Genomic DNA, 24,542 nt, shown 5'->3' on the forward strand with positions numbered 1-24,542 from the left:
GTTACGACACCACGCCCGCGATCCAGACCGGGCCCTCACATGCCTGCTGACCTGCTGACACGCGACTTTTCCGGGACCCTGGATCTGGGGCACAGGTCTTGTTCGTCACATCGTGGGCCCGGGCCCGGCGGCCCCCGGGTGCCGCGCCGGTAGACTTGGGACCGGCTTCCGCGGCGAAAGGGCACACATGGACGGCGATCCCCGGCACGGCCACACCGATTTCACCGCCTTTGATTTCACGGCCCTCCGCCGCCACCCCGACGTCGAGGCGGCCAACCTGTTCGCCCACGACGCCACCGACGAGCTGCTGCTCGCCGAGCTGGCCGGCGCGGACGACGGCGGGCCGCTGGCGATCGTCGGCGACCGGTACGGTGCGCTGACCCTCGCCGCCGCCCACGCCGCACCCGGCCGGGACATCCGCGTGCACCAGGACGGCCGCGTCGCCGAGCTGGCACTGGCCGCCAACGCCGGCCGGCTGGGCCTGGCCGGCACGTACCGGTCGCTGCCGCTGGGCGCCGACCTGCTGTCCGGGGCTGGAACCGTGCTGTGGCAGCTGCCGCGCGGCCTGGACGAGCTCGACGAGGTCGCCGCGTTGCTGGCCGCCCACGCCGACCCCGGCGTCCGGGTCATCGCCGGTGGGCGCGTGAAGCACATGACCCCGGCCATGAACACGATGCTCGGCCGCTACTTCGAGGACGTCGGTGCCACCCGGGCATGGCGGAAGTCCCGCGCGCTGAAGGCGGGCCGGCCGCTCAGGCCCGCACCGCCGTCGGACTTCCCCCGCCGCGAATACCAGGCGGACCTGGGCCTGTGGCTGTGCGCGCACGGCGGCACGTTCGCCGGCACCCGGCTCGACATCGGCACCCGCTTCCTGCTGCAGTTCGCCGACCAGATGCGTCCCGAGGCGGTCAGCGCCATCGACCTGGGCTGCGGGAACGGGGCCGTCGCCGCCGCGCTGGCCGCCGCCCGGCCCGGCCTGCACGTGACGGCCACGGACCAGTCGGCACAGGCGGTCGCCTCGGCCCGCGCGACCGCGGCCGCGAACGGCCTGGCGGACCGTGTCACCGCCGTCCAGGACGACGCGTTGAGCGGATTCCCGGCCGGCAGCGCCGACCTCGTCGTCCTCAACCCGCCGTTCCACGTCGGGGCCACCGTGCATGCCGGCATCGCGCTGAAACTCTTCGACGCGGCGGCCCGCGTGCTGACGCCCGGCGGCGAACTGTGGACCGTGTACAACAGCCACCTCGACTATCGCCGGCAACTCGACGAGCGGGTCGGACCCACCTGGGTGAAGGGCGGCAACAACAAGTTCACCGTGGCCGTATCCGTAAAGACCCAACGCTGACCCGGTGGTCGGGCCCGTCGAAACCTGGGTCTCGACAAGCTCGACCACCGGTGGTTGAGCCTGTCGAAACCCGGATCTCGACGGGTTCGATCAGCGGTCCCCGAGCAGCTGGGCCACGGCGTGCCGCCCGACGGCGTACATGGCCGGGTTGTCGTCGGAGTGGGCCAGCATGGCCGTGGCGAGGTTCACCGCCCAGCCCTGCGCGCGCAGCCACAGGGCGTCGTCGCCACGGCCGGCGGCATCCACGGACGCCCGGAATACGGCTCGCCCCGACGGCCCGAACGTCAGCCACGCCGTGGCCAGGTCGGTGGCCGGATCGCCACGGCACAGGTCGCCGAAATCGACGACGGCGGTCAACGCGCCGCCGGCGCACAGCATGTTCCCGGGGTGCAGGTCCCCGTGCAGCCACATGGCCGGGCCGCGGAACACCGGGGCGGCCAACGCCCGCTCCCACAAGCGGGCCAGGCCGTCCGCCACGTCCCGGCCGCCGATGTCCGAGCCGATGTCCGTGCCGGACCCCGCGTGAGCCGGGCACGCACGGCGGCGTCGCGGGCGGCCAGCGGGGTGCCGCGCACCGGATTGCGTGGCGCATCCGGCGGGGCCGGGCGATGGACGGCCGTGACGAAACCGGCCAGGTCCGGGGCCATGGCGTCCCGGTCCGCCGGCGGCACCGTGGTGACCGGTTCGCCGTCGTGCCAGCCGACGATGGCAAACGGCCACGGGAACTCCGGCGACGGCGCCCCGCGGCGCACGATCCGGGGCACCCCCACCGGGCAGTCGGCGGTGATCCCGGCCAGCCAGCGCAGCTCGTGCAGCATGAGTTCGGCGGCGACGGCACGCCGGGGGAGCCGGACGGCCAGGTCGTCGCCGAGCCGGAACATGGCGTTGTCCCACCCGTTGCCGGCCGGCACCAACGCCAGCCCGGCCAGGTCCGGATGCTGGGCGTGCAACAGCCGCCGGACCAGCGCCCCTGACACGGCGAACTCGGCTGCGGGCATGTTCGGCATGGGCAGGGTAGCCTTTCAGGTGGGGCGCCAAGGCACCCAGCATAAGCCACCCGGGGGCGGCAGAGGCGGTGGCATCGGAACACGGATCCGCGGCAATGTTGACGCGCAATGTGACAAGCACTGTGACAAGGAGATTGATGAAGGTGCCCCCTGACCCGCCATCACTGCGCCGCCGCGGCACCAACCTGCCCAAGATGGGCGATTTCAACACCTCGGTGGTGGTCGACGCCATCCGCCGCTCCGCCGAGGGGCTGAGCCGGGTCGAGCTGGCCGCCGCCACCGGCCTGGCCGCGCAGACCGTATCCAACATCTGCCGCCGCCTGCTGGACCAGGATCTCGTCGTCGAGGCCGGCAAGGAAACCAACGGGCCGGGCAAGCCGCGCACCATGCTGCGCATCAACCCGCGCGGCCTGTACGCCGTCGGGCTGCACATCGACCCGGCCGTGACGTCCTATGCCGTGGTCGACGCCGTCGGCACCGTGCTGGCCGCCCGCAAGCATGCCAGCGAGTTCGACGACGGCCCCGAGGCTGCGGTGGCGCGCATGGGCCGGCGCATCCTCGACCTCGTCAAGGACTCCGGCGTCGACGCGACCCGCGTCATCGGCGTCGGCGCGGCCACCCCGGGGCCCGTCGATGTGTCGTCGGGCACTGTCGTGGCGCCGCCGCACATGCCGGGCTGGTGGAGCGTGCCGCTGCGCGACATCCTGGCCCGGGAGACCGGCCTGCCGGTCGTGATGGACAAGGACGTGACCGCCGCGGCCGTCGCCGAACTGTGGACCTCGGGGGCCGGGCGTGCCGGCAGCTTCGTCTACCTGTACATCGGCACCGGCATCGGCGCCGGCCTGGTGCTCAACAACGAGGTGGCGCGGGGTTCCTCCGGCAATGCCGGCGAGATCGGGCACATCATCACGGACCCCGACGGCCCGGAGTGCGATTGTGGCCGGCGCGGCTGCGTCAAGGTCACCTGCATGCCCGAAACGATCGTGTCCGAGGCCCTCGACGCCGGCGTCGAGGTGGTGTGGCCCGGCGCGACGCTGCAGCAGGGCCTGGCGGCCCTTGTGGCCGCGGCGGACGACGGCGACTCCCGGGCCGTGGCCGTGCTGGAACGGTCCGCCTGGCGCATGGCGGGCGCAGCGTCCGTGCTGACGAACCTGCTGGATGTGGACCGGGTCGTGTTCGGCGGCCCGTTCTGGAAGGTCCTCTCCGTTCCCTACCTGCGGGTGATCCCCGGGCTGCTGGAGCGGCTGAGCGTCACGGCCAGCGTCCGCTCGCTGACCGTCTCGGGCGCCGTCGTGGGCCCGGGCCGGGAGGCGTTCGGCGCGGCCTGCCTCATCATGGAACACACGCTCTCACCCAACGCCGACCACTTGCTGCTCGAGGCCAGGTAGCGTCAGTCGACGTCCTCGACGACCGTCCCGAACGGGATGGTGTCGTCGATGCGGGCCTGCAACCCATGGGCGTGGTCCACGACGCGCACGCCGTGTTTCCGGTCCGCGCTGGACTGCAGCAGGATTGGGCGCAACGCCATCTGGTCGTCCTCGTTCCGGCCGGCGAGGTACGCGACATATGATTCTGGTAGCTGGCTCATGGGCCCAGCGTAAACCAGGGGTGACCCCGCCGAAAAGGGGTTCCGGGGCGCCCTCGGCGACCCGCCGCCGCGCGGAATATTCGGCGCACCGCCCGCCGCTTGCCTGGGCATCGGTCATTGTGACGCAACTTTTGCGTAATCGGCCGTCTTAATTCGCCATCGCATTGCGCCCGGGGCGGCACCCTGCGTAGTGTGGCATTCACGTTCTCCAGCAACGTGTGTCAGCGATCCCCGGCCTCGGGGATGTGGGTGCCCCCATGTGGGCCTGACATTTGCCGGCAGGACGCCATCGGCACCAACCCGCGATGGCGCTTGCCCATTCCCGAACAGCGTCCGGCGCCGCCCGCACTTCGTCTAGAAGTAGTGCGCAGGCTCCGGCGACCACTTCGCAAGGACCGCAAATGTCACCACCAAGCCTCATCGAGTCACCGCCGAAACACCTGACCCAGGCGCCCACGGCCCTGTCCTACGAGCTGTTCCCGCCGCGCAACGCGCACGCCGCCGAGTCGCTGTGGGCCACCATCCGCGAACTGGAGCAAACCAACCCCGACTATGTCTCCGTCACCTACGGGGCCAGCGGCAGCAACCGGGACACGGCCGTCGGGCTGCTCCACCGGCTGCTCGAGGAGACCACGCTGCGCCCGCTGGCGCACCTGACCTGCGTCGGCAACACGGCGGAGGAACTCTCCGGCATCATCACCGAGCTGCTCGACCACGGCGTGCGCGGCATCCTGGCGCTGCGCGGGGACCTGCCGAACGACCCGGTGGAAGCACACCCGCCCGGTGCGCTGACGTACGCCCAGGACCTGGTCGAGTTGATCCGGCGCGTCGAACAACGTCGCTCCGCCCTGCTGTGTGCCGGGCGGGTGGCGATCGGCGTCGCGGCCTACCCGGCCAGGCACCCGGAGTCGCCGTCGGTGGAGCACGACGTCGAGGTGCTGCTGGCCAAGCAGCGCTCGGGCGCCGACTTCGCCATCACGCAGGTGTTCTTCCACGCCGACCAGTACCGGGACCTGGTGGTCCGGGCCCGCCGCGCGGGGGTAAGCATCCCCATCATCCCGGGGGTCATGCCGCTGACCAGCGTGCGCCGGCTGCGGCGGTTGAGCACACTGACCGGCGTGGCCCCGGCGCCGGAACTGCTGGCGGCGCTCGGCCGGGCGGACGACGACGGCGAGTCCCGCCGGATCGGCGTGCGCGCCACCGTGGACCTGGCCAACGCGGCGCTCGAGGCCGGGGCGCCCGGCATCCATTTGTACACGTTCAACGAACACGCCGCCGCCCTGGACGTGCTCGACAAACTCCAGCTGCTACGTCCGGAACGGCCCACCCGCCGCCCCGGTCCATCTGGTTCGGCCGCCGCCTCGGCGCCCGTCGCCGCCCCGCAGCTGATAAAGGCCTGAAACCACCGCCTGAAACCACTGTTTTCGCTTTCAACCCATCGTAAGGACGTTTCCCATGACCACTGTTTTCCCCTCCGCCTCCCTGCTCGGCTACCCGCGCATCGGACGTCGCCGCGAACTGAAGAAGGCCGTCGAGGCGTACTGGGCCGGCAGGATCGACGCCGCCGCCCTCGACGCGGCCGCCAAGGAGATCCAACTGGGCACCGCACGCCGCCTGGTCGAACTGGGCCTGCGCGGGGCCGCGGCCGTGCCCGGCACGTTCTCCTACTACGACCAGGTCCTTGACGCCGCCGCGCACGTCGGCGCCGTCCCGGCCCGCTTCGGCAACCTGCTGGATGCGGACGGGCGGCTCGACCTGGACGGCTACTTTACGCTGGCCCGCGGCAACGCCGACCAGCAGCCGCTGGAGATGACCAAGTGGTTCGACTCCAACTACCACTACCTGGTGCCGGAAATCGGCCCGGAGACGACCTTCGCCCTGACCTCCACCCGCGTCGTGGAGGAATTCGAGTACGCGCTGGCCAACGGCATCGAGACCCGCCCGTACCTGGTGGGCCCGGTGACGTTCCTGCTGCTGAGCAAGGCCTCCGACGACGCCCCGGCCGGGTACAGCCCGCTGTCCCGGCTCGAGGACATCCTGCCCGTCTACGTCGAACTGCTCGGCAGGCTGGCCGCCGCCGGCGCCTCGTGGGTCCAGCTCGATGAGCCGGCCCTTGTCGTCGACCAGGACGTGCCGGTCGCCGGGATCCAGGCCGCCGTGGCCCGCGCCTACGAGGTCCTCACCGCGGCCACTGCCCGCCCGGCCATCCTCGTCAGCACCCCCTACGGGGCCCTGACCGAGCTGCTGCCGACACTGGCCGCCAGCAACATCGAGGCGCTGCACCTGGACGTGTTCAAGGGTGCCGTCCCCGCCGCGGACCAGCTGGCGTTGCTCGCCGGCAAGACCGTCGTCGCAGGCGCCGTGGACGGCCACAACATCTGGCGCAACGACCTGGCCGCGGCGGCCGCCACGCTCGACACGCTCAAGGCCGCCGGCCTCACCGTGGCCGTGTCCACGTCCACGTCGACCCAGCACGTCCCGCACGACGTGGCCGAGGAGACCCAGCTGCCCGCACAGCTGCGCAGCTGGCTGGCGTTCGCCGACCAGAAGGCCGTCGAGGTGGTGACGCTCGCCGCCCACCTGGCCGACCCGGCGTCGTCCGCGACCGCCATCGCCGAGGCGAGCGCCGTCATCGCCTCCCGCGCCACCGCCGCCGGCGTGCGGCGCCCCGAGGTGCGCGCCCGGCTGGCCGCGCTGACCGGCGCCGACTTCGCCCGGTCCGCGTACACCGTGCGCGAGGCCGCCCAGGAGCGGGCCCTCGCCCTGCCCGCGCTGCCGACCACGACCATCGGGTCCTTCCCGCAGACCGCCGAGATCCGTGGTGCCCGCGCCCGCGCCACCAAGGGCGAGCTGAGCGCCGAGCAGTACACGGCGCTCATGCACGACGAGATCAAGCGCGTCGTCGAGCTGCAGGAGGAGCTCGGCTTCGACGTGCTGGTGCACGGCGAGCCGGAGCGCAACGACATGGTGCAGTACTTCGCCGAGAACTTGGAGGGCTTCGACGTCACCGTCCACGGCTGGGTCCAGTCCTACGGCAGCCGGTGCACGCGCCCGTCCATCCTGTGGGGCGACGTCACCCGCGAGGCGCCCATCACGGTGGCCTGGGCCGAATACGCCCAGTCGCTGACCGCCAAGCCCATGAAGGGCATGCTCACGGGACCCGTGACGATCCTGGCCTGGTCGTTCGTCCGTGACGACCAGCCGCTGGGGGACACCGCCAACCAGGTGGCCTTGGCCCTGCGCGACGAGATCGCTGATCTCGAGGCCGCCGGCATCAAGATCATCCAGGTCGACGAGCCGGCGCTGCGCGAACTGCTGCCGTTGCGCAGGGCCGACCAGCCCGCGTACCTGGACTGGTCCGTGAAGTCGTTCCGGCTGGCCACGGCCGGCGCCGCCGACGCCACCCAGGTCCACACGCACCTGTGCTACTCCGAGTTCGGCGTCATCATCGACGCGATCGACGGCCTGGATGCGGACGTGACCTCGATCGAGGCCGCCCGCTCCCGCATGGAGGTCGTCAACGACCTGGAGGCGCACGGCTTCGGCCGCGGCGTCGGCCCGGGCGTGTACGACATCCACAGCCCGCGCGTGCCCGGTGCGGCCGAGGTCACCGAGCTGCTGGACACGGCCGTCAAGCACGTCCCGGCCCGCCAGCTGTGGGTCAACCCGGACTGCGGCCTGAAGACGCGCGGCTACGCCGAGACCGAGGAGTCGCTGCGCAACCTGGTCGACGCCGCCCGCGCGGTCCGCGCCCAGCTCGGCGCGGGCGTCTAGCAGCCCTTCCGCGCAGGATATGGCCCGTAGGTTGCGCAGCAGGCCCTGCTGCGCAACCTACGGGGCCCGTCGCCGCGCAAAACGGTCGGGTGGGCGGAGTACATTGAACGCATGATCGAGCAGGACGTCGCGGCCGCCCGGGCCGTGTACAAATCGGGCCGGACCCGGCCGACGGAATGGCGCAAGACGCAGCTGCGGGCCATGCAACGGATGCTGGTCGAGCACCGGGACGACTTCGCCGCGGCACTGGCCGAGGACCTGGGCAAGCACCCGACCGAATCGTGGCTGACCGAGCTGGGCTTTCTCACCGCGGAGATCGCGCACACGCTCAAGCACCTGGGCGGGTGGGTGGAAGCACGGGAGACGTCCGTGCCGGTGGCGCTGCAGCCAGCCCAGGCCAGGGTCCTGCTGGAGCCGCTCGGCGTCGTGCTGGTCATCGCGCCGTGGAACTACCCGATCCAACTGCTGCTGGCACCGGCCATCGGCGCGCTCGCGGCCGGCAACACCGTCGTGGCCAAGCCCAGTGAACTGGCGCCGGCCAGCTCCGCCGCGCTGGCCCGCTGGGTGCCCGACTACCTGCCCGAGGCGGTCACGATCGTCGAGGGCGGCATCCCGGAGACCACGACCCTGCTTGAACAGAAATTCGACCACATCTGCTACACCGGCAACGGCCGCGTGGGGCGCATTGTCATGGCCGCCGCCGCCAGGCACCTCACGCCCGTGACGCTGGAACTGGGCGGGAAATCGCCGGTGTTCGTCGATGACAGCGTGGATTTGCGCATAGCGGCGAAGCGCATCGCCTGGGGCAAGTTCATGAATGCGGGGCAGACGTGCGTGGCGCCGGACTATGTGCTGGGCAGCCGGGACGTGCTGGACCGGTTGGCGGTGGAGCTGCCCCGGGCCATTCGCGACCTGTATGGCAGCGATCCGCAGCGGAGCCCCGAATACGGGCGCATGATCAACGCCGGCGCCTTCGACCGGGTCACCGGGCTGCTTGCCGCGGACCGGGCCGCGGGCGCCGCCGTCGTGGCCGGCGGGCGCAGCGACGCGGCGGACCGCTACATCGCCCCGACCGTCGTGCGAGCCACCGCGGAGTCCGCCCTCATGCAGGAGGAGATCTTCGGGCCGGTGCTGCCGCTGGTCCAAGTCGACTCGGCCGCGGCCGCCGTCTTATTCATCAACGAGCGGGACAAGCCGTTGTCCCTGTATGTGTTCAGCCACAACCATCACGTGCGCCAGATGTTCACGCACCAGACGTCATCGGGCGCGCTCGCGTTTGGGGTCCCGGTCGCCCACATGCTGGTGCCCGGACTGCCGTTCGGCGGCGTGGGGGAGAGCGGAATGGGCGGCTACCACGCCAAGTACTCCATCCAGGCGTTCTCGCACCGCAAGGCCGTCCTGGACAAGCCGCTGGCCCCGGACACCATGGCGGTCATCTACCCGCCGTTCAACGCTGTGAAGAACCAGCTGATCAAGCGCGTCGTCGTCCCGGCGGGCCGCGTCCGCCATCGCTGACTCGGTGGTCACAACCGTTGTTCGACCAGGACCGTGTCCCTCCATGTGCCGGCATGGGGCCCGTAGGCCATGAGGCCGATGCCCTGGCCGGTCGTTGCCGCCACCCAACCCTGCACCACACCCCGGACATCGGCGGCGACGAGGCTCAGCCCCGGGATCCTGGATGCAAAGAAGTCCGCCATCATCGGCGGAGCCTCGGCGAAGGTGGCGTTGCCGCCGGCGATGCCGGCCGCGTAGATGCGCTCGACGGCCGGCCAGTCGCCGGTCGCCATGGCACGGACGACGGCGGTCACAGTGCGGTGAGGATGCTCGCGGCGGACTCCAGTGCGCCGGGGACCAGCGAGTAGTACGCCCAGGTGCCGCGCTTTTCCCTGGTCAGGAGGCCGGCGTCGACCAGGATCTTGAGGTGGTGGGAGACGGTGGGCTGACCCAGGTCCAAGGGCGCGGTGAGGTCGCAGACACAGGCCTCGCCGCCGTCGCCCGCCTTGACGATCGATAGCAACCGCAGCCGGTTGGGGTCGGCGAGCGCCTTGAGGATGTGGGCCTTGCGGTGGGCATCCTCGGCGGTGATCGTTGGTCGGGTTGCCGGAGGGCAGCAGGAATCATCCGGGGTTGCCGCCCGAGTTGTGGCCAGGGCCGGTGTGCTGCTCATGCCATCCATTCTGCCGCATAGATTGACAACCGTCGATCTTTGGATCCATACTCTATCCATCGACAATCATCAATCTTTGGTAAGGACTGCCGTGAGTATCCAAACCGCCGCTCCCACCGACTCGGGGGAGGGCGCCGTCGTCGGCAGGCTCTCCACCCTGGACCGGTTCCTGCCCGTCTGGATCATCGCCGCCATGGCCGTCGGCCTGCTGCTCGGACGCTTCGTTCCCGGCCTGGACACCGCACTGGATGCGGTGAAGATCGGTTCCGTTTCGCTGCCCATCGCCGTCGGCCTGCTGGTGATGATGTACCCGGTGCTGGCCAAGGTCCGCTACAACGAGGCCGGGCGCGTGCTCGGGGATCGCAGGCTCCTCATCACCTCGCTGGTGCTGAACTGGTTCCTTGCTCCGGCCCTCATGTTTGCCCTCGCCTGGGTCTTCATCCCCGAGCTGCCCGAGTACCGCACCGGCCTGATCATCGTCGGACTGGCCCGCTGCATCGCCATGGTGATGATCTGGAACGACCTGGCCTGCGGGGACCGTGAGGCCGCCGCCGTCCTGGTCTTCATCAACTCCGTCTTCCAGGTCATCGCGTTCGGCGCCCTGGGCTGGTTCTACCTGCAGATCCTGCCCGCCTGGCTGGGACTGCCCACCACGAGCGCCGAGTTCTCCTTCTGGGCCATCACCGCCAGCGTGCTGGTCTTCCTGGGCATCCCGCTGCTGGCCGGCTTCCTCACCCGCACCCTCGGCGAAAAGGCCAAGGGCAGGGACTGGTACGAGGATAAATTCCTGCCGAAGCTCGGGCCGTGGGCGCTGTACGGCCTGCTCTTCACCATCGTCGTCCTCTTCGCCCTCCAGGGCGGGACCATCACCTCCCGGCCGCTGGATGTGGTGCGCATTGCGCTGCCATTGTTGGTGTACTTCATCGTGGTTTTCGGTACCGGCATGGTGATCGGCCGTGCCCTGGGCCTGGGCTACGCGAAAACCACCACACTGGCGTTCACCGCAGCCGGCAACAACTTCGAACTCGCCATCGCCGTCGCGATCGGCACGTTCGGGGTCACCTCCGGCCAGGCGCTGGCCGGAGTCGTGGGGCCCCTGATTGAGGTCCCGGCCCTGGTCGCACTGGTTTATGCAGCCCTCTGGGCTCGCACCCGCTTCTTCAGCCACCAACCGCCCCACAGGAGCCTGAACCCATGAGCGCCACCGACACCCCGAAGAAGCCGTCCGTCCTGTTCGTCTGCGTCCACAACGCCGGCCGGTCCCAGATGGCCGCCGCCTACCTCACCGCACTTTCCAACGGGGCGATCGAGGTCCGCTCCGCCGGCTCCGAGCCCGCCGACTCGGCCAATCCCGCCGCCGTGGCCGCGATGGCCGAAGAGGGCATCGACATGTCCGCCGAGATTCCGAAGGTCCTCACTATTGACGCCGTGAAGGAGTCCGACGTCGTCATCACCATGGGCTGCGGGGACACCTGCCCGATCTTCCGGGGCAAGCGCTACGAGGACTGGGACCTCGAAGACCCCGCCGGGCAGGGCGTCGACTCCGTCCGCCCGATCCGCGACCAGATCAAGACCCGGATCCAGGCGCTGATCTCCGAACTCCTTCCTGCCGGGTAGAACGGATTCCCGACATGCCCGGCCCACCACAGCCAAAGAGATGAAAGCCAGTGACCATGACAGAAACCCGTGACCTTCCCGTCATCGTGATCGGCGCGGGCCCCATCGGCCTCGCCGCTGCCGCCCACCTGCTCGAAAACGGTCTCACGCCCCTGGTCCTGGAAGCCGGGGACGCCGTCGGCTCCGCCATCCGCGCCTGGGGCCACACCAAACTCTTCTCCCCGTGGCGCTACGACATCGACGCCGCCGCGCAACGCCTGCTCGAGGCCACCGGATGGGAACCGCCCAGGCCGACCGCCCTGCCCACCGGCAACGAGCTCGTGGCCGACTACCTGGAGCCGCTGGCGGCCACGGCCCGGCTCGCCCCCGTCATTCGCACCCGGACCACCGTGGTCGCCGTCAGCCGCCGGGGCCTGGACAAAACCCACTCCAAGAACCGGGACGAGACACCCTTCCTCGTCCGGGTCGAGTCCGCCGACGGGTCCGTCACGGACCTTCCGGCCCGCGCCGTCATCGACGCCTCCGGCACCTGGCACACCCCCAACCCGCTGGGCCAGGCCGGCCTGCCGGCCCCGGGCGAGCAGGCCGCCGGGCCCCGCATCACCGCCCCGCTGCCCGACGTCACCGGACGCGACCGGGGCCGCTTCGCCGGCCGCCACGTACTGGTCGTCGGCGCCGGGCACTCGGCCGCCAACACCCTCCTCGCCCTGGGCGAGCTGGCTGCCGGGGAACCGGGCACCCGGATCGGCTGGGCCGTCCGCAGCGCCACCGTCGCCGGCCTCTACGGTGGGGGAGACCTCGACGGGCTGCCCGCCCGCGGCATGCTCGTCACCCGGCTGCGCAAACTCGTCGAGACCGGCACCATCGACCTGCACACCTCCTTCACCATCACAGGCTTCACCAATGCCGGTGACGGGCTGGTCGTGCACGGCGTCACCCCTGCCGGGCCCCTCGACCTGGGCGTGGACGTGGTGGTCCCGGCCACCGGATTCCGCCCCGACCTGGACATCCTCAAGGAACTCCGGCTCGACCTGGACCCGGGCGTCGAGGCACCGCGTGCGCTCGGACCCCTGATCGACCCGGAATTCCACTCCTGCGGCACCGTCCCGGCCCACGGGGCCACGCTGCTGGCCCACCCGGAGAAGGACTTCTACGTTGCCGGCATGAAGTCCTACGGCCGGGCACCGACCTTCCTGCTCGCCACCGGGTACGAGCAGGTCCGCTCCATCGCCGCGGCCCTGGCCGGCAACCAGGTCGCCGCCGACCAAGTCCAGCTGGACCTGCCCGAGACCGGCGTCTGCTCCGCCGACCTCGGCACCAGCTGCGACACCACCCCGGCCACCGAGTCTTCGTCATGCTGCGCGGCGCCCGAGCCCGTCCTGGTCGGCATCCCCACCGGGCTGGCCCACGGCCGGTCCGGCGACGGCTCCTGAGGAGTGAAATGGCCGGGACGTTCGCCTTGGCATCGACAGTCCCGGCTCCGACGTCGCTAGAGCGCCGGGACCTTTGCCAGGTCGCGCAGGATCGCGGCGAGCCGGTCCACGAACACCTCGACGCGGGCCGTGTGCGCGTCGTCCTGTTTGTCGTTGAGCAGCAGCGCGAAGATGTTGCGGGCCAGCCGGATCTCCGGCACATCCAGCACCACGACGCCGTCCGGCCGGGCCTGCAACGCCAGCTCCGGCACCAGCGCCGCGCCGAGCCCCACGGAGGCCAGTTGCAAGCTGGCGTTGAAGTCGTCGCTGTACACCGCCACGCGCGGATGCAGGTTGCAGCTGGCGAACAGGCGCTCGATGACGGTCGCGTCACTGGTGCCCGGGTGGTGCATGATCCACGGCATGTCGGACAATTGCGCGGCGGAGACCTCGGCGCCGGCCCGGATGCCCCACGACGCGGGCAGCACCACGCGGAAGTTGTCGTCGCCCATCCATTGCCGGTTGACCGTGTGCGGCCAGGCGATGCCGCTCTGGCCCACCTGGTACACGAGCGCCACGTCAAGCTCCCCGCCCGTGCGCAGCCCGGCGATGGTCTGCGCCGGCTCCGCCACGGACACGCGCAGCCGGATGCCCAGGTCCGGCCAGTCCCGGCCGCGCAGCAGCCGCGGCAGCACATACGTGGCCAGGGACGGGAAGATGCCCAGCCGCAGCTCCGCCCCGGCGTCCTGCTTGGTGCGCGAGGTGGCGGCCAGCAGCGCGTCGATGTCGGTGAGCACCTTCGTGGCGTGCCGGGTCATGACCAGGGCGGCGTCGGTGGGCAGCACGCTGCGGGCGGACCGTTGGAACAGCACGACGCCGGCATCGCGTTCCAGCGCGGACATCTGCTGGGAGACGGCCGACGCCGTGTAGCCGAGCCTGGTTGCCGCTGCCGCGAACGAGCCGTGCCGGACGACCTCCTGCAGGGTGCGCAGGTGGATGGGATTGATCACGGTGGCCTTCCTGGTCCGTCGGGCGGGTGCCATCTGCAAGCATAGGCGCGACACGCCGGGAGGTGACGACACGCCGTCGCTCTTCTGTGGTTTAAGCGGTCCACAGCTTGTGGACAGCGGGGGTGAAAAGGCCGGATTCCCGCCGAACTTTCGAGTGCCAGCCTGTGGATGACCGGTGCATAGAATGACACTGCTGTAATACATCATCTTGGGGTACTTCCCGGCGACTCGCACAACATGTAGTATTGAGTTAAGAATTGAGCCGGACGGGAACCGGGTCGCCGCAAGGCCATCCGGGACTATATCCGACGGCGCAGACGGGCCGTGTTCGACACGCCGAAGGCGACGCCAGCAGGCAGTTCACAGCAGGTAGTCCATATAGCAGGTATTTCACAAAGGGGAAAATGATCATGACCGTCACGGTGTACACGAAGCCGGCGTGCGTGCAGTGCAATGCCACCTACCGGGCCCTGGACAAGCGGGGGATCACGTACCAGAGCGTGGACATCACCGCCGACCCGGAGGCGCTGGAGCGCGTGCGCGGCCTCGGCTACCAGCAGGCGCCGGTCGTCATCACCGACGCCGACCACTGGTCCGGGTTCCGTCCGGACAAGATCGCCGAGCTGGCCGCCGCCGTCTCCTCCGTGGCGTAGGGGCCACATCCGTTCGACCGACATCGAGGTGGACACGATGTTAAGTCCAACACCGTCCAGTTCGGCACCGTCCTGGGCGGGTCCAGGACCCGCCGCGCAGCAGCGGCAGCTTACCGACAGTTCGTTGATCTACTTCTCCTCGGTCTCCGGGTACACGAAGCGGTTCACCGAAAAGCTGGGGCTGGACTGTGCCAGGATCCCGTTGCTGGCGCATGAGCCGGCACTGTCCGCCACCCGGCCCTACGTGCTGCTGCTGCCGACGTACGGTGGCGAAAAGGGCGAACGGTCCATCCCGCCGCAGGTGATCCGCTTCCTCAATGACGAACGAAACCGCAGCCTGCTGCGCGGGGTCATCGGTGCCGGCAACACCAATTTCGGGACGGCGTACTGCCTGGCGGCACGCAAGATCGCCGCCAAGTGCAACGTCCCGCTTCTCTACCGTTTTGAACTCATGGGCACGCCGGACGACGTGGCCCGCGTACGCGAAGGATTGGAACTCTTTTGGACATCACAGCCGCAGCGCCGGAAGTAAAGCAGGACGCCAAGGCCCTTCCCGCAGCCTGGGCGGGCCTTGGCTACCACGAGTTGAACGCCATGCTCAACCTGTACGGGCAGAACGGGGAGATCCAGTTCGGCGCCGACCGGGCCGCGGCACGCCAGTACTTCCTGGAGCACGTGAACAACAACACGGTGTTCTTCCACGACCTGGAGGAGAAGCTCGACTACCTGGTGAAGAACCAGTACTACGAGCGTGAGACGCTCGACCAGTACACGATGAACTTCATCCGGGACCTGTTCAACCACGCGTACAAGAAGAAGTTCCGCTTCGAGACGTTCCTGGGCGCGTTCAAGTTCTACACGTCCTACACGCTCAAGACGTTCGACGGCAAGCGCTTCCTGGAACGTTACGAGGACCGCGTGTGCATGGTCGCCCTGCACCTGGCCCGCGGCGACGAGTCGCTGGCCACAAAGCTGGTCGACGAGATCATCGAGGGCCGCTTCCAGCCGGCCACCCCGACGTTCCTGAACGCCGGCAAGGCCCAGCGCGGCGAGCTGGTCTCCTGCTTCCTGCTGCGCATCGAGGACAACATGGAGTCGATAGCCCGCGGCATCAACTCCGCCCTGCAGCTGTCCAAGCGCGGCGGCGGCGTGGCGCTGTCGCTGACGAACATCCGCGAGCACGGCGCGCCGATCAAGCAGATCGAGAACCAGTCCTCCGGCGTCATCCCGGTCATGAAGCTCCTCGAGGACAGCTTCTCCTACGCGAACCAGCTCGGGGCCCGCCAGGGCGCGGGGGCGGTGTACCTGCACGCCCACCACCCGGACATCTACCGGTTCCTGGACACGAAGCGCGAGAACGCGGACGAGAAGATCCGCATCAAGACGCTGTCGCTGGGCGTGGTGATCCCGGACATCACGTTCGAGCTGGCCAAGCGCAACGAGGACATGTACCTGTTCTCCCCGTATGACGTCGAACGCGTCTACGGCATCCCGTTCTCCGACGTCTCGGTCACCGAGAAGTACTACGAGATGGTCGACGACGCCCGGATCAAGAAGACGAAGATCAACGCCCGCGAGTTCTTCCAGACGCTGGCCGAGATCCAGTTCGAGTCCGGCTACCCGTACATCATGTTCGAGGACACGGTGAACCGGGCCAACCCGATCGCCGGCAAGATCACCATGAGCAACCTGTGCTCGGAGATCCTGCAGGTCTCCACCCCGTCCGTGTACACCGAGGACCTGGGTTACGAGGTGGTCGGCAAGGACATCTCCTGCAACCTGGGCTCGCTGAACATCGCCAAGACGATGGACTCGCCGGACTTCGGCAACACCATCGAGACGTCCATCCGTGCGCTGACGGCCGTGTCGGACATGTCGTTCATCAACTCGGTGCCGTCGATCGCGCAGGGCAATAGCCAGTCGCACGCGATCGGCTTGGGCCAGATGAACCTGCACGGCTACCTGGCCCGTGAGCGCGTCCACTACGGCTCCGAGGAGGGCCTGGACTTCACGAACATCTACTTTTACACGGTGCTGTTCCACTGCCTGCGCGCCTCCAACAAGCTGGCCATGGAGACGGGCAGCGCGTTCGCCGGGTTCGCGGACTCGAAGTACGCCTCCGGCGAGTTCTTCGACAAGTACACCGAGCAGGAGTGGGTGCCGGCGACGGAGCGGGTGGCCGAGCTGTTCGACGGCATCCACATCCCGACGCAGGATGACTGGCGCGAGCTGAAGGCGTCCGTCATGGCGCACGGCATCTACAACCAGAACCTGCAGGCCGTCCCGCCCACGGGCTCGATCAGCTACATCAACAACTCGACGTCCTCGATCCACCCGGTGGCCTCGAAGATCGAGATCCGCAAGGAGGGCAAGCTGGGCCGCGTGTACTACCCGGCGCCGTACCTGACGAACGACAACCTGGAGTACTACCAGGACGCGTACGAGCTCGGCTACGAGAAGATCATCGACACGTACGCCGCCGCCACCCAGCACGTGGACCAGGGCCTGTCGCTGACGCTGTTCTTCAAGGACACGGCCACCACGCGCGACATCAACAAGGCGCAGATCTACGCCTGGCGCAAGGGCATCAAGACCATCTACTACATCCGTCTCCGCCAGCTCGCGCTGGAAGGAACCGAGGTGGAAAATTGTGTCTCATGTGCGCTATGACGCCCGGCGGTCGAGCCTGTCGAGACCTGGGTTTCGACAAGCTCAACCACCGCACTCAACCACCGCAAAACTGAAGGGTACGACGGCGGACGCGTGCCGCCGTCGTACACCGGCCTTAAGATTGTCTTGAGTTTTGATTGAGGAGAAAAAGCGATGACCGAGCGAGTGAAGTTGCTGAGCCACGTTGAGGCCATCAACTGGAACAGGATCCAGGACGAGAAGGACGTGGAGGTCTGGAACCGGCTGGTCAACAACTTCTGGCTGCCGGAAAAGGTGCCGCTGTCCAACGACATCCAGTCGTGGGCCACGCTGACGCCGGACGAGCAGACGCTGACCATGCGGGTGTTCACCGGCCTGACGCTGCTGGACACGCTGCAGGGCACCGTCGGCGCCGTGTCGCTGATCCCGGATGCGATCACCCCGCACGAGGAGGCCGTGTACACGAACATCGCGTTCATGGAGTCCGTGCACGCGAAGAGCTACTCGTCGATCTTCTCCACGCTGTGCTCCACCAAGGAGATCGACGAGGCCTTCCGCTGGTCCACGGAGAACGTGAACCTGCAGAAGAAGGCGCAGATCATCGAGAGCTACTACTACGGTGACGATCCGCTCAAGCGCAAGATCGCCTCGACCCTGCTCGAGTCGTTCCTGTTCTATTCGGGCTTCTACCTGCCCATGTACTGGTCCTCGCGCGCCAAGCTGACGAACACGGCTGATCTGATCCGCCTGATCATCCGCGACGAGGCCGTGCACGGCTACTACATCGGCTACAAGTACCAGAAGGGCCTGGAGGCGATCCCGGAGGAGCGCCGCGAGGAGCTGAAGGATTACACGTTCGAGCTGCTGTTCGAGCTATACGAGAACGAGGTCCAGTACACGCACGACCTCTACGACTCCGTCGGGCTGGCCGAGGACGTGAAGAAGTTCCTGCACTACAACGCCAACAAGGCGCTGATGAACCTGGGCTACGAGGCCATGTTCCCGTCCTCCGTCACCGACGTGAACCCGGCCATCCTGTCCGCTTTGAGCCCGAACGCGGACGAGAACCACGACTTCTTCTCCGGCTCCGGCTCGTCCTACGTGATCGGCAAGGCCGTGAACACCGAGGATGAGGACTGGGACTTCTAGGCGGACGGCCCCCAGCCGGTTGGGGCTGGCCCCTGGGTGGAAGATTGTCTTCGCCGCACGGCGTGCATGACGGGCACGCCCCGCGGGCTCAGATGCCGGTCCGACGCTTGGGGAACGGGATCCGGTCCAGGTCATTCGCGGTCAGCACCGAGGCTCCGCCGGCGCGGCTCCGGGCCTGGGCGGCCAGCGCAGAGACGTCGGCGTAACGCGACGAGAAGTGCGTGAGGACCACCGTGCGGACGCCGCCCACGGCGGCAAGCCGTCCTGCCTGCCCGGCAGTGAGGTGCAGAAACCGTGCGGCGAGGGCGGCGTCGTCGTCGGCGAAGGTGCACTCGGCGACCAGCAGGTCGGCGCCATCGGCCAGTTCGTCGGCTCCGGGGCACGGCGCCGTGTCCATGACCAAGGCGAATCGCTGCCCGGGCCGGCGCACGCTCACCTCCGCCAGCGCTATGCCGCGCAGGCTCCCCTGCCGTTGCATCCTGCCAGCGTCGGGACCCGTGATGCCAGCGGCGGCGAGCCGGTCCGGCAGAAGGGTGCGGCCGTCCGGTTCAACGAGCCGATAGCCGTATGTCTCCACCCGGTGGCGCAGCGGCCGGACCTCGAAGCCCGGCGCGATGTCCCCGGCCCCAGCGTGTGGATGCAGCCGCAGGTCGAGGCCGGGCGGCGCCAACGACACGAGCGCCCGCACCACCTCAGCGCCGGAGGCGGGATAGTGCACATGGACCGGGTGCTCGACGCCGTCGAGGACCATGCGCGACAGGACCCCGGGCAATCCGAGGCAGTGGTCGCCGTGGACATGGGTGAGGCAGATGCGCGTGATCCGGGTGGACGAGACGCCGGCGTACGTCATCTGCCGCTGGGTGCCCTCGCCGGGGTCGAAGAGCAAGCCTTGGCCGTCCCACCGCAGCAGGTATCCGTTCTGGTTGCGGGTGCGCGTCGGAACCTGGGAGGCGGTGCCGAGGATGACGAGTTCACGCATGCCAAACCCGAGGGCTTCTCATTGTCTGCGCCCGAGCACGGCGACCAGGAAGTCCGACGACGGCGACCAGGGCCGCAGGTCCCACGTGGCGAACCTGCTTTGGATGGCCAGGCCCGCCGCCTCGGCGTCGGCGAAGAACTCGTCGAAGCCGTAGCCGCGGCCCGCGCCGAAGCCGACGACCGCACGGCCGCCCGGCGCCAGGTGCGCCCTGAATCCGGCCAGCACGCGTCCCGCCGTCCCCGGGGCAAGGAATGTCATGACATTGCCGGCGCACACGATCAGGTTGAATTCTTTCCCCGGCAAATCGAGCTCCGTGAGGTCGGCAACGTGCCACTCGACGTCGGGGTGGTCCCGCTTCGCCGCCGCTATCAGTTCCTCGTCGAGGTCCACGCCGATGACCCGGTGTCCGCGTCGGGCCAGTTCCCCGCCGACACGGCCGGGTCCGCAGCCGGCGTCCAGGATCCGGGCCGCTCGGGGCGCCATCGCGTCGGCCAGCCGGGCCTCGCCGTGCAGGTCGGCGCCCTCGGCGCGCATGGCCTCGAAGCGGGCGATGTACCACGCCGAATGCCCGGGGTTCTCCCGTCGGCGGGCCGCCCAGAGGTTCTCGCTGCTCATGTGCCAAGGCTACCGCCGGATGAGGTCCGGCCGGCTCCGCTGCCAGCCGTGCGTTCATTCTTCGCCAACTGCGTGTGCACGCCTTCCGCACCCGCGGTTAGCGAAGAATCGACGCGAGGGGCCTACCCGAGCCCCAGCAACTCCACGGACGTCGCCCGCATGTCCATCTTGCGCACCTTGCCGGTGACGGTCATGGGAAACTCGTGCACCACCAGCACGTAGCGCGGGATCTTGTGCCGGGACAGGTTTCCCTCACAGAACGCCGCCACGGCGGCCTGGTCCAGCGGTGCGGCTCCCGGGCGCAGCTTGATCCACGCGCACAGTTCCTCGCCGTACTTCGGATCGGGCACGCCGATCACCTGCACGTCGGCGATGTCCGGATGCTTGTACAGGAACTCCTCGATCTCGCGCGGGTACAGGTTTTCCCCGCCACGGATCACCATGTCCTTGATCCGGCCCACGATGTTCACGTACCCGTCGTCGTACATGACCGCCAGATCGCCCGTGTGCATCCAGCGGGCCGCATCAATGGCCGCGGCGGTCTTCTCCGCATCGTCCCAGTAGCCCAGCATCACCGAGTAGCCGCGTGTGCAGAACTCGCCTGGCGTTCCGCGCGGCACCGTCAGCCCGGTCGCCGGGTCGACGATCTTCACCTCCAGGTGCGGATGCACCCGCCCGACGGTCTCGGTGCGGTGCGCCACGTCGTCGTCCGTGTGCGTTTGCATCGACACCGGCGACGTCTCCGTCATGCCGTACGCGATCGACACCTGCCCCATGTGCATCTCCGTCATGCACCGCTTCATCACCTCCACCGGGCACGGCGAGCCGGCCATGATGCCGGTGCGCAGCGTTGACAGGTCGTAGGAGCCGAAGTCCGGCAGGTTCTGCTCGGCGATGAACATGGTCGGCACCCCATAGAGCGCCGTGCACCGTTCGTCCTGCACGGCGCGCAGCGTCAGCGCCGGGTCGAACGACGGCGCCGGGATCACGATGGCCGCCCCGTGCGACGTCGCGCCCAGATTGCCCATGACCATGCCGAAGCAGTGGTAGAACGGCACCGGCACGCACAGCCGGTCCGCTTCCGTGAAGGCGATCGTCTCGGTGACGAAGAACCCGTTGTTGAGGATGTTGTGGTGGCTGAGCGTGGCGCCCTTGGGGTAGCCGGTGGTGCCGGAGGTGTACTGGATGTTGATGGGGTCGTCGGCGCCCAGTTGCGCCATGGCACGCACGACGGCGTCGGCCGGCCCGGTCGCGCCGCCCGCCACGAGCGCGTCCCAGGAGCCCGTCCCGATGTACACGATGGCGGCAAGCTCCGGGCACTCGGGCGCCACGGAAGCCAGCATCCCCGCATAGTCGGTGCCCTTGAATTCCGGCAGCGCCACGATCAGGCGCATGCCCGACTGCTGCACGGCATACTTGAGCTCGTGGGCGCGGTAGGACGGGTTGACGTTGACCAGGATGGCGCCGATCTTCGCCGTTGCGTACTGGATCAGCACCCATTCGGGCACGTTCGGCGCCCAGATGCCCACCCGGTCGCCCTTGGCGACGCCGGCGGCGAGCAGCCCGCGGGCCAGCTCATCGACGTCCGTCTCCAGTTGCGTGTAGGTCCAGCGCCGGCCGGTTGCGCAGTCCACCAACGCCTCCCGGTCCGGATACGTGGCCGCGATGCGGGCGAGGTTCCCGCCGATCGTCTCGCCCAGCAGCGGGATGGTGGACGTGCCTGACGTGTAGGACGGGAGCGGGTCCATGGCAACATTGCTCATGCGTCCGATGCTAACGCCGGCGCGGGCGGATCCGGCAGTATCCGTCACAGCTTTTCCGGCCGGAACCCCCGTCCCACGAGGCGGGCGAGCACCGGCCGGAGCAGTGGCAACGCCATGCCGACGGCCCGTTTCTGCCAGGGCGTGAGGGGTTGGTCCGTTCCCTGGAGGCCGTTGTCGAGCGCGGCGTGCACGCGCAGCTGAAGCGGTTGCATGAGCCGGACCGGACGTTCCCGGCGATTTTGTATCCGGGCCAGGAGGGGATCGGTGTCCGCGCCCATGCGCAGCGGCTGGGCGAGCAGCCGGGCCGCCGCCACCGCATCCTGGACCGCATAGTTGACACCGACACCGAACACGGGCGACATGGCATGGGCGGCGTCGCCGATGCACAACAGGCCCGGGACCCACCATTGGTGGAGCCGGTTCACCTGGATGGACAGCAACTTGACCTGCTCCCAGTCGGCCAGCGCCGGGACCACCGGCGCCAGGAACGGCGCACTGCGGCAGACGCGGGTGCGGAAGGCCGGCAGCCCGGCGTCCCGGATGGCGGCAAACGCCCCCTTCGGGATCAGGACCCCCATCTGGAAGTACCCGGGGCGCGGAATGGTGATGACCAGCGTGCCGCCGCCCACGTAGCCGAGCGTGTCCGGCGGTGGATGGGGCGGGGCGGGCAGCCGGAACCACAGGACGTCCGCCGGTACGCCGTAATCGCGCGGGACCAGGCCGACGCTGGCCCGAACGGCGGATGCCCGGCCGTCCGCGGCAATGGTCAACGGCGCGTGGATGGCCAAGTCCCCGTCCGGCCCCGTCGCATGCACCCCGGCGATCCGGGTCCCATCGCGCAGGACGCCGTCCGCCTCCGTGTCCATCAACAGCCGGAACCCGGGTTGCAGGGCGGCTTCCTCGGCCAGCAGGGTGAGGAAGTCCCACTGCGGCATGAGGGCGATGTGCCGGTTGGGACCGCGCAGCGTGGAGAAGTTCACCGGGGTCAGCCGCGTGCCGTTGATGACGACGTCCAAGGTGGTGATCCGGCTGTGCGGGATCGCCTCGAACCTGGCGCGCAGCCCCAGGCTGTCGATGAGATCCAGGGTGGACGGATGGATGGTGTCGCCGCGGAAGTCGCGGAAGAAGTCCGCATGCTTTTCCAGCACGACGACGTCGACCCCGGCCCGCGCGAGCAGCAGGCCCAGCATCGTGCCGGCCGGGCCGCCGCCGGCGATGCAGCATTGGGTGTCAATGGATGTATGCGTCATTTCAGCCGCCTCCCGGACCCAGTCACCACGCCGGTCCTGCCACGAGCGTACTCCCCAGGGGTGGCCGGCGAGGCGAGAATCACGCGGGCCTGATTCGCCGCCCGGGACTGGACACGATACGCTCGTGCTGTATTAGCAAAGGCTTTCCTTGCCAATTTCGTTCGACGGGAGATCGGTTCGTGCGCCACGCCATCGGCCTTCCCCGCCGGGAACCGCGCCCATGATGGAGGGGATCGCGTCGCTGCCCTTCGCGTGGGCGTTCGGCGCCCTGTTCGTCATCGTCATGTGCCGCTCCAACGCCACGTACTGGCTGGGCCGGGGCGTGGCCGCCGGTGGTCGCAAGACCCGGCTGCAACGCCACCTGGACTCCGCGTCCGTGCTGGGCGCCGAACGCGCGCTGGCCCGTTGGGGCGCGCCGGCCGTCGCCGCCAGCTTTCTCACCATCGGGTTCCAGACGGCCATGAACGCCGCCGCCGGGCTCGGCCGCATGCCGCTGCGCCGCTACGTGCCGGCCACCGTCGTCGGCTCCGTCGCCTGGGCGTTCATCTACGCGACCATCGGGCTGGCCGCCTTCGACGCCGCCATCGGTGCCGCGGCAGGCTCGCCCGCGGCGATCATCGCGCTCGTGGCGATCGCCGTCGTCGTGCTCGGCGCCATCTGGTGCCTGCTGTACCGCCGCTCACGAATCCGAGCCTGCCGGCCGGAGTCGGGGGCAGACATGCCGGGCCGGTAAAGTCGAACCATGCACGAAACCTCCACCAGCACCGGTTCCTACTACAAGCGGTTGGGCGACGGGCGCTACTGGTCCACCGTCCACGCCCAGGGCGCCTGGAACCCGCACGAACAGCACATGGCCCCCGTGACGGGCCTGATGGTGCGGGAGCTGGAGGCGTTCGCGCCGCGAGACGGCATGCGCCTGGCGCAGCTCGGCTTTGACATCCTTGGCCTGATCCCGGACGGCGAGTTCACCATCGACGTGAGCATGTTGCGGCCGGGCCGGACGATTGAATTGCTGCAGGCGGAACTCACGGCCGGGGGCCGCGTGGCGGTCCGGGCCACGGCCTGGCGACTGCAGACCTCCGACACCGCGGCCGTCGCGGCCTGCGAGGACGAGGTAATGCCGCCGCTCTCGGAGGCGGACGACTGGGACGGCCTGGGCCAGTGGCCCGGCGGGTTCATCGAGTCGCTCCAGGCCAAGGTGCTCCCGGAGCATCGGCCGGGGCGCGGCGCGGTATGGGTGCACAGCCCGTTTGAGATGGTCGACGGCGAGCCCACGTCCGCGCTGGTCCGTCTCCTTGGGCTGGTGGACAGCGCCAACGGCGTGTCCTCGCGCGTGCCGCCGGGGCTCGGCAGCTACATGTTCCCGAACGTGGACCTGTCCATCCACCTGTACCGGGAGCCCGAGGGGGAGTGGCTTGGCCTGCAGACCCGCGTCACGTTTGCCGGCGACGGGGTGGGGCTGACGTCCGCCGTGTTGCACGATGAGCGCGGTCCCTTTGGCCGGTCCGAACAGATTCTCACCGTGCGCCGACTCCCGGACGCCCCGTGACGGGTGCCGGGCGTC

24 protein-coding genes are annotated in these 24,542 nt (G+C 69.3%); 14 read left to right on the top strand and 10 right to left on the bottom strand.

All coding sequences use genetic code 11. The annotated features are described in order from the left end of the window. Positions 1-187 precede the first annotated feature (187 nt). The gene (locus EJC77_RS04280) at positions 188-1,345 is read left to right on the top strand and encodes a class I SAM-dependent methyltransferase (protein ID WP_125610344.1); all 1,158 of its coding nucleotides are present in this window, start codon (positions 188-190) and stop codon (positions 1,343-1,345) included. A gap of 90 nt (positions 1,346-1,435) precedes the next feature. On the opposite strand, the gene EJC77_RS20920 is transcribed toward EJC77_RS04280, so the two are convergent. Together EJC77_RS20920 and EJC77_RS04285 are read right to left on the bottom strand one after the other, a co-directional pair. Beyond that, complete coding sequence (locus EJC77_RS20920; protein WP_338069459.1) at positions 1,436-1,774, bottom strand: phosphotransferase; 339 nt, start codon at positions 1,772-1,774, stop codon at positions 1,436-1,438. Then, entirely contained in the window at positions 1,699-2,352 is a 654-nt protein-coding gene (locus EJC77_RS04285) for a phosphotransferase (protein WP_240629755.1), read from the bottom strand. The genes EJC77_RS20920 and EJC77_RS04285 overlap by 76 nt, the downstream gene beginning before the upstream one ends. Positions 2,353-2,489: 137 nt before the next feature. On the opposite strand from EJC77_RS04285, the gene EJC77_RS04290 reads away from it, so the two are divergent. Next, the gene (locus tag EJC77_RS04290; RefSeq protein ID WP_240629757.1) at positions 2,490-3,740 is read left to right on the top strand and encodes an ROK family protein; all 1,251 of its coding nucleotides are present in this window, start codon (positions 2,490-2,492) and stop codon (positions 3,738-3,740) included. A 2-nt stretch (positions 3,741-3,742) separates the two neighbouring features. Here the strand turns inward: EJC77_RS04290 and EJC77_RS04295 are convergent, their stop codons facing one another. Next, positions 3,743-3,940, bottom strand: a complete 198-nt coding sequence (locus EJC77_RS04295) for a hypothetical protein (protein WP_125610345.1) — start codon at positions 3,938-3,940, stop codon at positions 3,743-3,745. A 401-nt stretch (positions 3,941-4,341) separates the two neighbouring features. Here EJC77_RS04295 and EJC77_RS04300 point away from each other — a divergent pair, with 401 nt between their 5' ends. The 3 genes from EJC77_RS04300 to EJC77_RS04310 all read left to right on the top strand — a co-directional run bounded on the left by EJC77_RS04300 (position 4,342) and on the right by EJC77_RS04310 (position 9,229). Then, positions 4,342-5,340 carry a methylenetetrahydrofolate reductase gene (locus EJC77_RS04300; protein ID WP_125610346.1) on the top strand — a complete coding sequence of 333 codons (999 nt, stop codon included), beginning with the start codon at positions 4,342-4,344 and terminating at the stop codon, positions 5,338-5,340. A 55-nt stretch (positions 5,341-5,395) separates the two neighbouring features. After that, positions 5,396-7,714 (top strand): 5-methyltetrahydropteroyltriglutamate--homocysteine S-methyltransferase, encoded by a 2,319-nt coding sequence (metE, locus tag EJC77_RS04305; RefSeq protein ID WP_125610347.1) that lies wholly within the window; start codon positions 5,396-5,398, stop codon positions 7,712-7,714. 111 nt (positions 7,715-7,825) lie between these two features. Then, on the top strand, positions 7,826-9,229 hold the full coding sequence (locus EJC77_RS04310) for an aldehyde dehydrogenase family protein (RefSeq protein ID WP_125610348.1): 1,404 nt from the start codon (positions 7,826-7,828) through the stop codon (positions 9,227-9,229). Between the two features lie 8 nt (positions 9,230-9,237). Here the strand turns inward: EJC77_RS04310 and EJC77_RS04315 are convergent, their stop codons facing one another. Beyond that, entirely contained in the window at positions 9,238-9,522 is a 285-nt protein-coding gene (locus tag EJC77_RS04315; protein WP_125610349.1) for a GNAT family N-acetyltransferase, read from the bottom strand. Next, positions 9,519-9,881 (bottom strand): ArsR/SmtB family transcription factor, encoded by a 363-nt coding sequence (locus EJC77_RS04320; protein WP_125610350.1) that lies wholly within the window; start codon positions 9,879-9,881, stop codon positions 9,519-9,521. Before EJC77_RS04320 ends, EJC77_RS04315 begins: the two co-directional genes overlap by 4 nt. A 91-nt stretch (positions 9,882-9,972) precedes the next feature. Here EJC77_RS04320 and arsB point away from each other — a divergent pair, with 91 nt between their 5' ends. Genes arsB through EJC77_RS04335 form a run of 3 tightly spaced genes read left to right on the top strand, consistent with a single transcriptional unit; the run spans position 9,973 to position 12,931 of the window. Then, a complete protein-coding gene (gene arsB / locus EJC77_RS04325) occupies positions 9,973-11,079 on the top strand; it encodes an ACR3 family arsenite efflux transporter (protein ID WP_276309043.1) in 1,107 nt (368 codons plus the stop codon). Then, entirely contained in the window at positions 11,076-11,498 is a 423-nt protein-coding gene (locus EJC77_RS04330; RefSeq protein WP_125610352.1) for an arsenate reductase ArsC, read from the top strand. Before arsB ends, EJC77_RS04330 begins: the two co-directional genes overlap by 4 nt. Before the next feature lie 56 nt (positions 11,499-11,554). After that, positions 11,555-12,931, top strand: coding sequence for an FAD-dependent oxidoreductase (locus tag EJC77_RS04335; protein ID WP_125610353.1), 1,377 nt, complete (start codon positions 11,555-11,557; stop codon positions 12,929-12,931). Positions 12,932-12,987: 56 nt separating this feature from the next. Here EJC77_RS04335 and EJC77_RS04340 read toward each other — a convergent pair whose 3' ends face one another. Further along, complete coding sequence (locus EJC77_RS04340) at positions 12,988-13,920, bottom strand: LysR family transcriptional regulator (protein WP_125610354.1); 933 nt, start codon at positions 13,918-13,920, stop codon at positions 12,988-12,990. 410 nt (positions 13,921-14,330) lie between these two features. Between EJC77_RS04340 and nrdH the strand changes: the two genes are divergently transcribed. The 4 genes from nrdH (at position 14,331) to nrdF (ending at position 18,371) form a co-directional block, all read left to right on the top strand. Next, on the top strand, positions 14,331-14,573 hold the full coding sequence (nrdH, locus tag EJC77_RS04345) for a glutaredoxin-like protein NrdH (protein ID WP_125610355.1): 243 nt from the start codon (positions 14,331-14,333) through the stop codon (positions 14,571-14,573). A 37-nt stretch (positions 14,574-14,610) separates the two neighbouring features. Next, the gene (gene nrdI, locus EJC77_RS04350; RefSeq protein WP_125610356.1) at positions 14,611-15,105 is read left to right on the top strand and encodes a class Ib ribonucleoside-diphosphate reductase assembly flavoprotein NrdI; all 495 of its coding nucleotides are present in this window, start codon (positions 14,611-14,613) and stop codon (positions 15,103-15,105) included. Further along, on the top strand, positions 15,075-17,243 hold the full coding sequence (gene nrdE, locus EJC77_RS04355) for a class 1b ribonucleoside-diphosphate reductase subunit alpha (RefSeq protein WP_420820295.1): 2,169 nt from the start codon (positions 15,075-15,077) through the stop codon (positions 17,241-17,243). Before nrdI ends, nrdE begins: the two co-directional genes overlap by 31 nt. A gap of 153 nt (positions 17,244-17,396) precedes the next feature. Beyond that, the gene (gene nrdF, locus EJC77_RS04360; protein ID WP_125610357.1) at positions 17,397-18,371 is read left to right on the top strand and encodes a class 1b ribonucleoside-diphosphate reductase subunit beta; all 975 of its coding nucleotides are present in this window, start codon (positions 17,397-17,399) and stop codon (positions 18,369-18,371) included. Positions 18,372-18,459: 88 nt separating this feature from the next. Here nrdF and EJC77_RS04365 read toward each other — a convergent pair whose 3' ends face one another. From EJC77_RS04365 to EJC77_RS04380, 4 genes are all read right to left on the bottom strand, one after another. Then, a complete protein-coding gene (locus tag EJC77_RS04365; RefSeq protein ID WP_125610358.1) occupies positions 18,460-19,350 on the bottom strand; it encodes a ribonuclease Z in 891 nt (296 codons plus the stop codon). A gap of 18 nt (positions 19,351-19,368) precedes the next feature. Next, positions 19,369-19,965 carry a class I SAM-dependent DNA methyltransferase gene (locus tag EJC77_RS04370; RefSeq protein WP_125610359.1) on the bottom strand — a complete coding sequence of 199 codons (597 nt, stop codon included), beginning with the start codon at positions 19,963-19,965 and terminating at the stop codon, positions 19,369-19,371. Positions 19,966-20,087: 122 nt separating this feature from the next. Then, a complete protein-coding gene (locus EJC77_RS04375) occupies positions 20,088-21,728 on the bottom strand; it encodes an AMP-binding protein (RefSeq protein WP_125610360.1) in 1,641 nt (546 codons plus the stop codon). Between the two features lie 44 nt (positions 21,729-21,772). Next, positions 21,773-22,978, bottom strand: a complete 1,206-nt coding sequence (locus EJC77_RS04380) for an FAD-dependent oxidoreductase (RefSeq protein ID WP_125610361.1) — start codon at positions 22,976-22,978, stop codon at positions 21,773-21,775. A gap of 220 nt (positions 22,979-23,198) precedes the next feature. Here EJC77_RS04380 and EJC77_RS04385 point away from each other — a divergent pair, with 220 nt between their 5' ends. After that, positions 23,199-23,711 carry a DedA family protein gene (locus EJC77_RS04385; protein ID WP_240629759.1) on the top strand — a complete coding sequence of 171 codons (513 nt, stop codon included), beginning with the start codon at positions 23,199-23,201 and terminating at the stop codon, positions 23,709-23,711. A 9-nt stretch (positions 23,712-23,720) separates the two neighbouring features. Continuing rightward, complete coding sequence (locus tag EJC77_RS04390; protein ID WP_125610362.1) at positions 23,721-24,527, top strand: thioesterase family protein; 807 nt, start codon at positions 23,721-23,723, stop codon at positions 24,525-24,527. The last annotated feature ends 15 nt before the right edge of the window (positions 24,528-24,542 follow it).

The sequence above is a fragment of the Specibacter cremeus genome, from assembly GCF_003946885.1.
Classification (GTDB): domain Bacteria; phylum Actinomycetota; class Actinomycetes; order Actinomycetales; family Micrococcaceae; genus Specibacter; species Specibacter cremeus.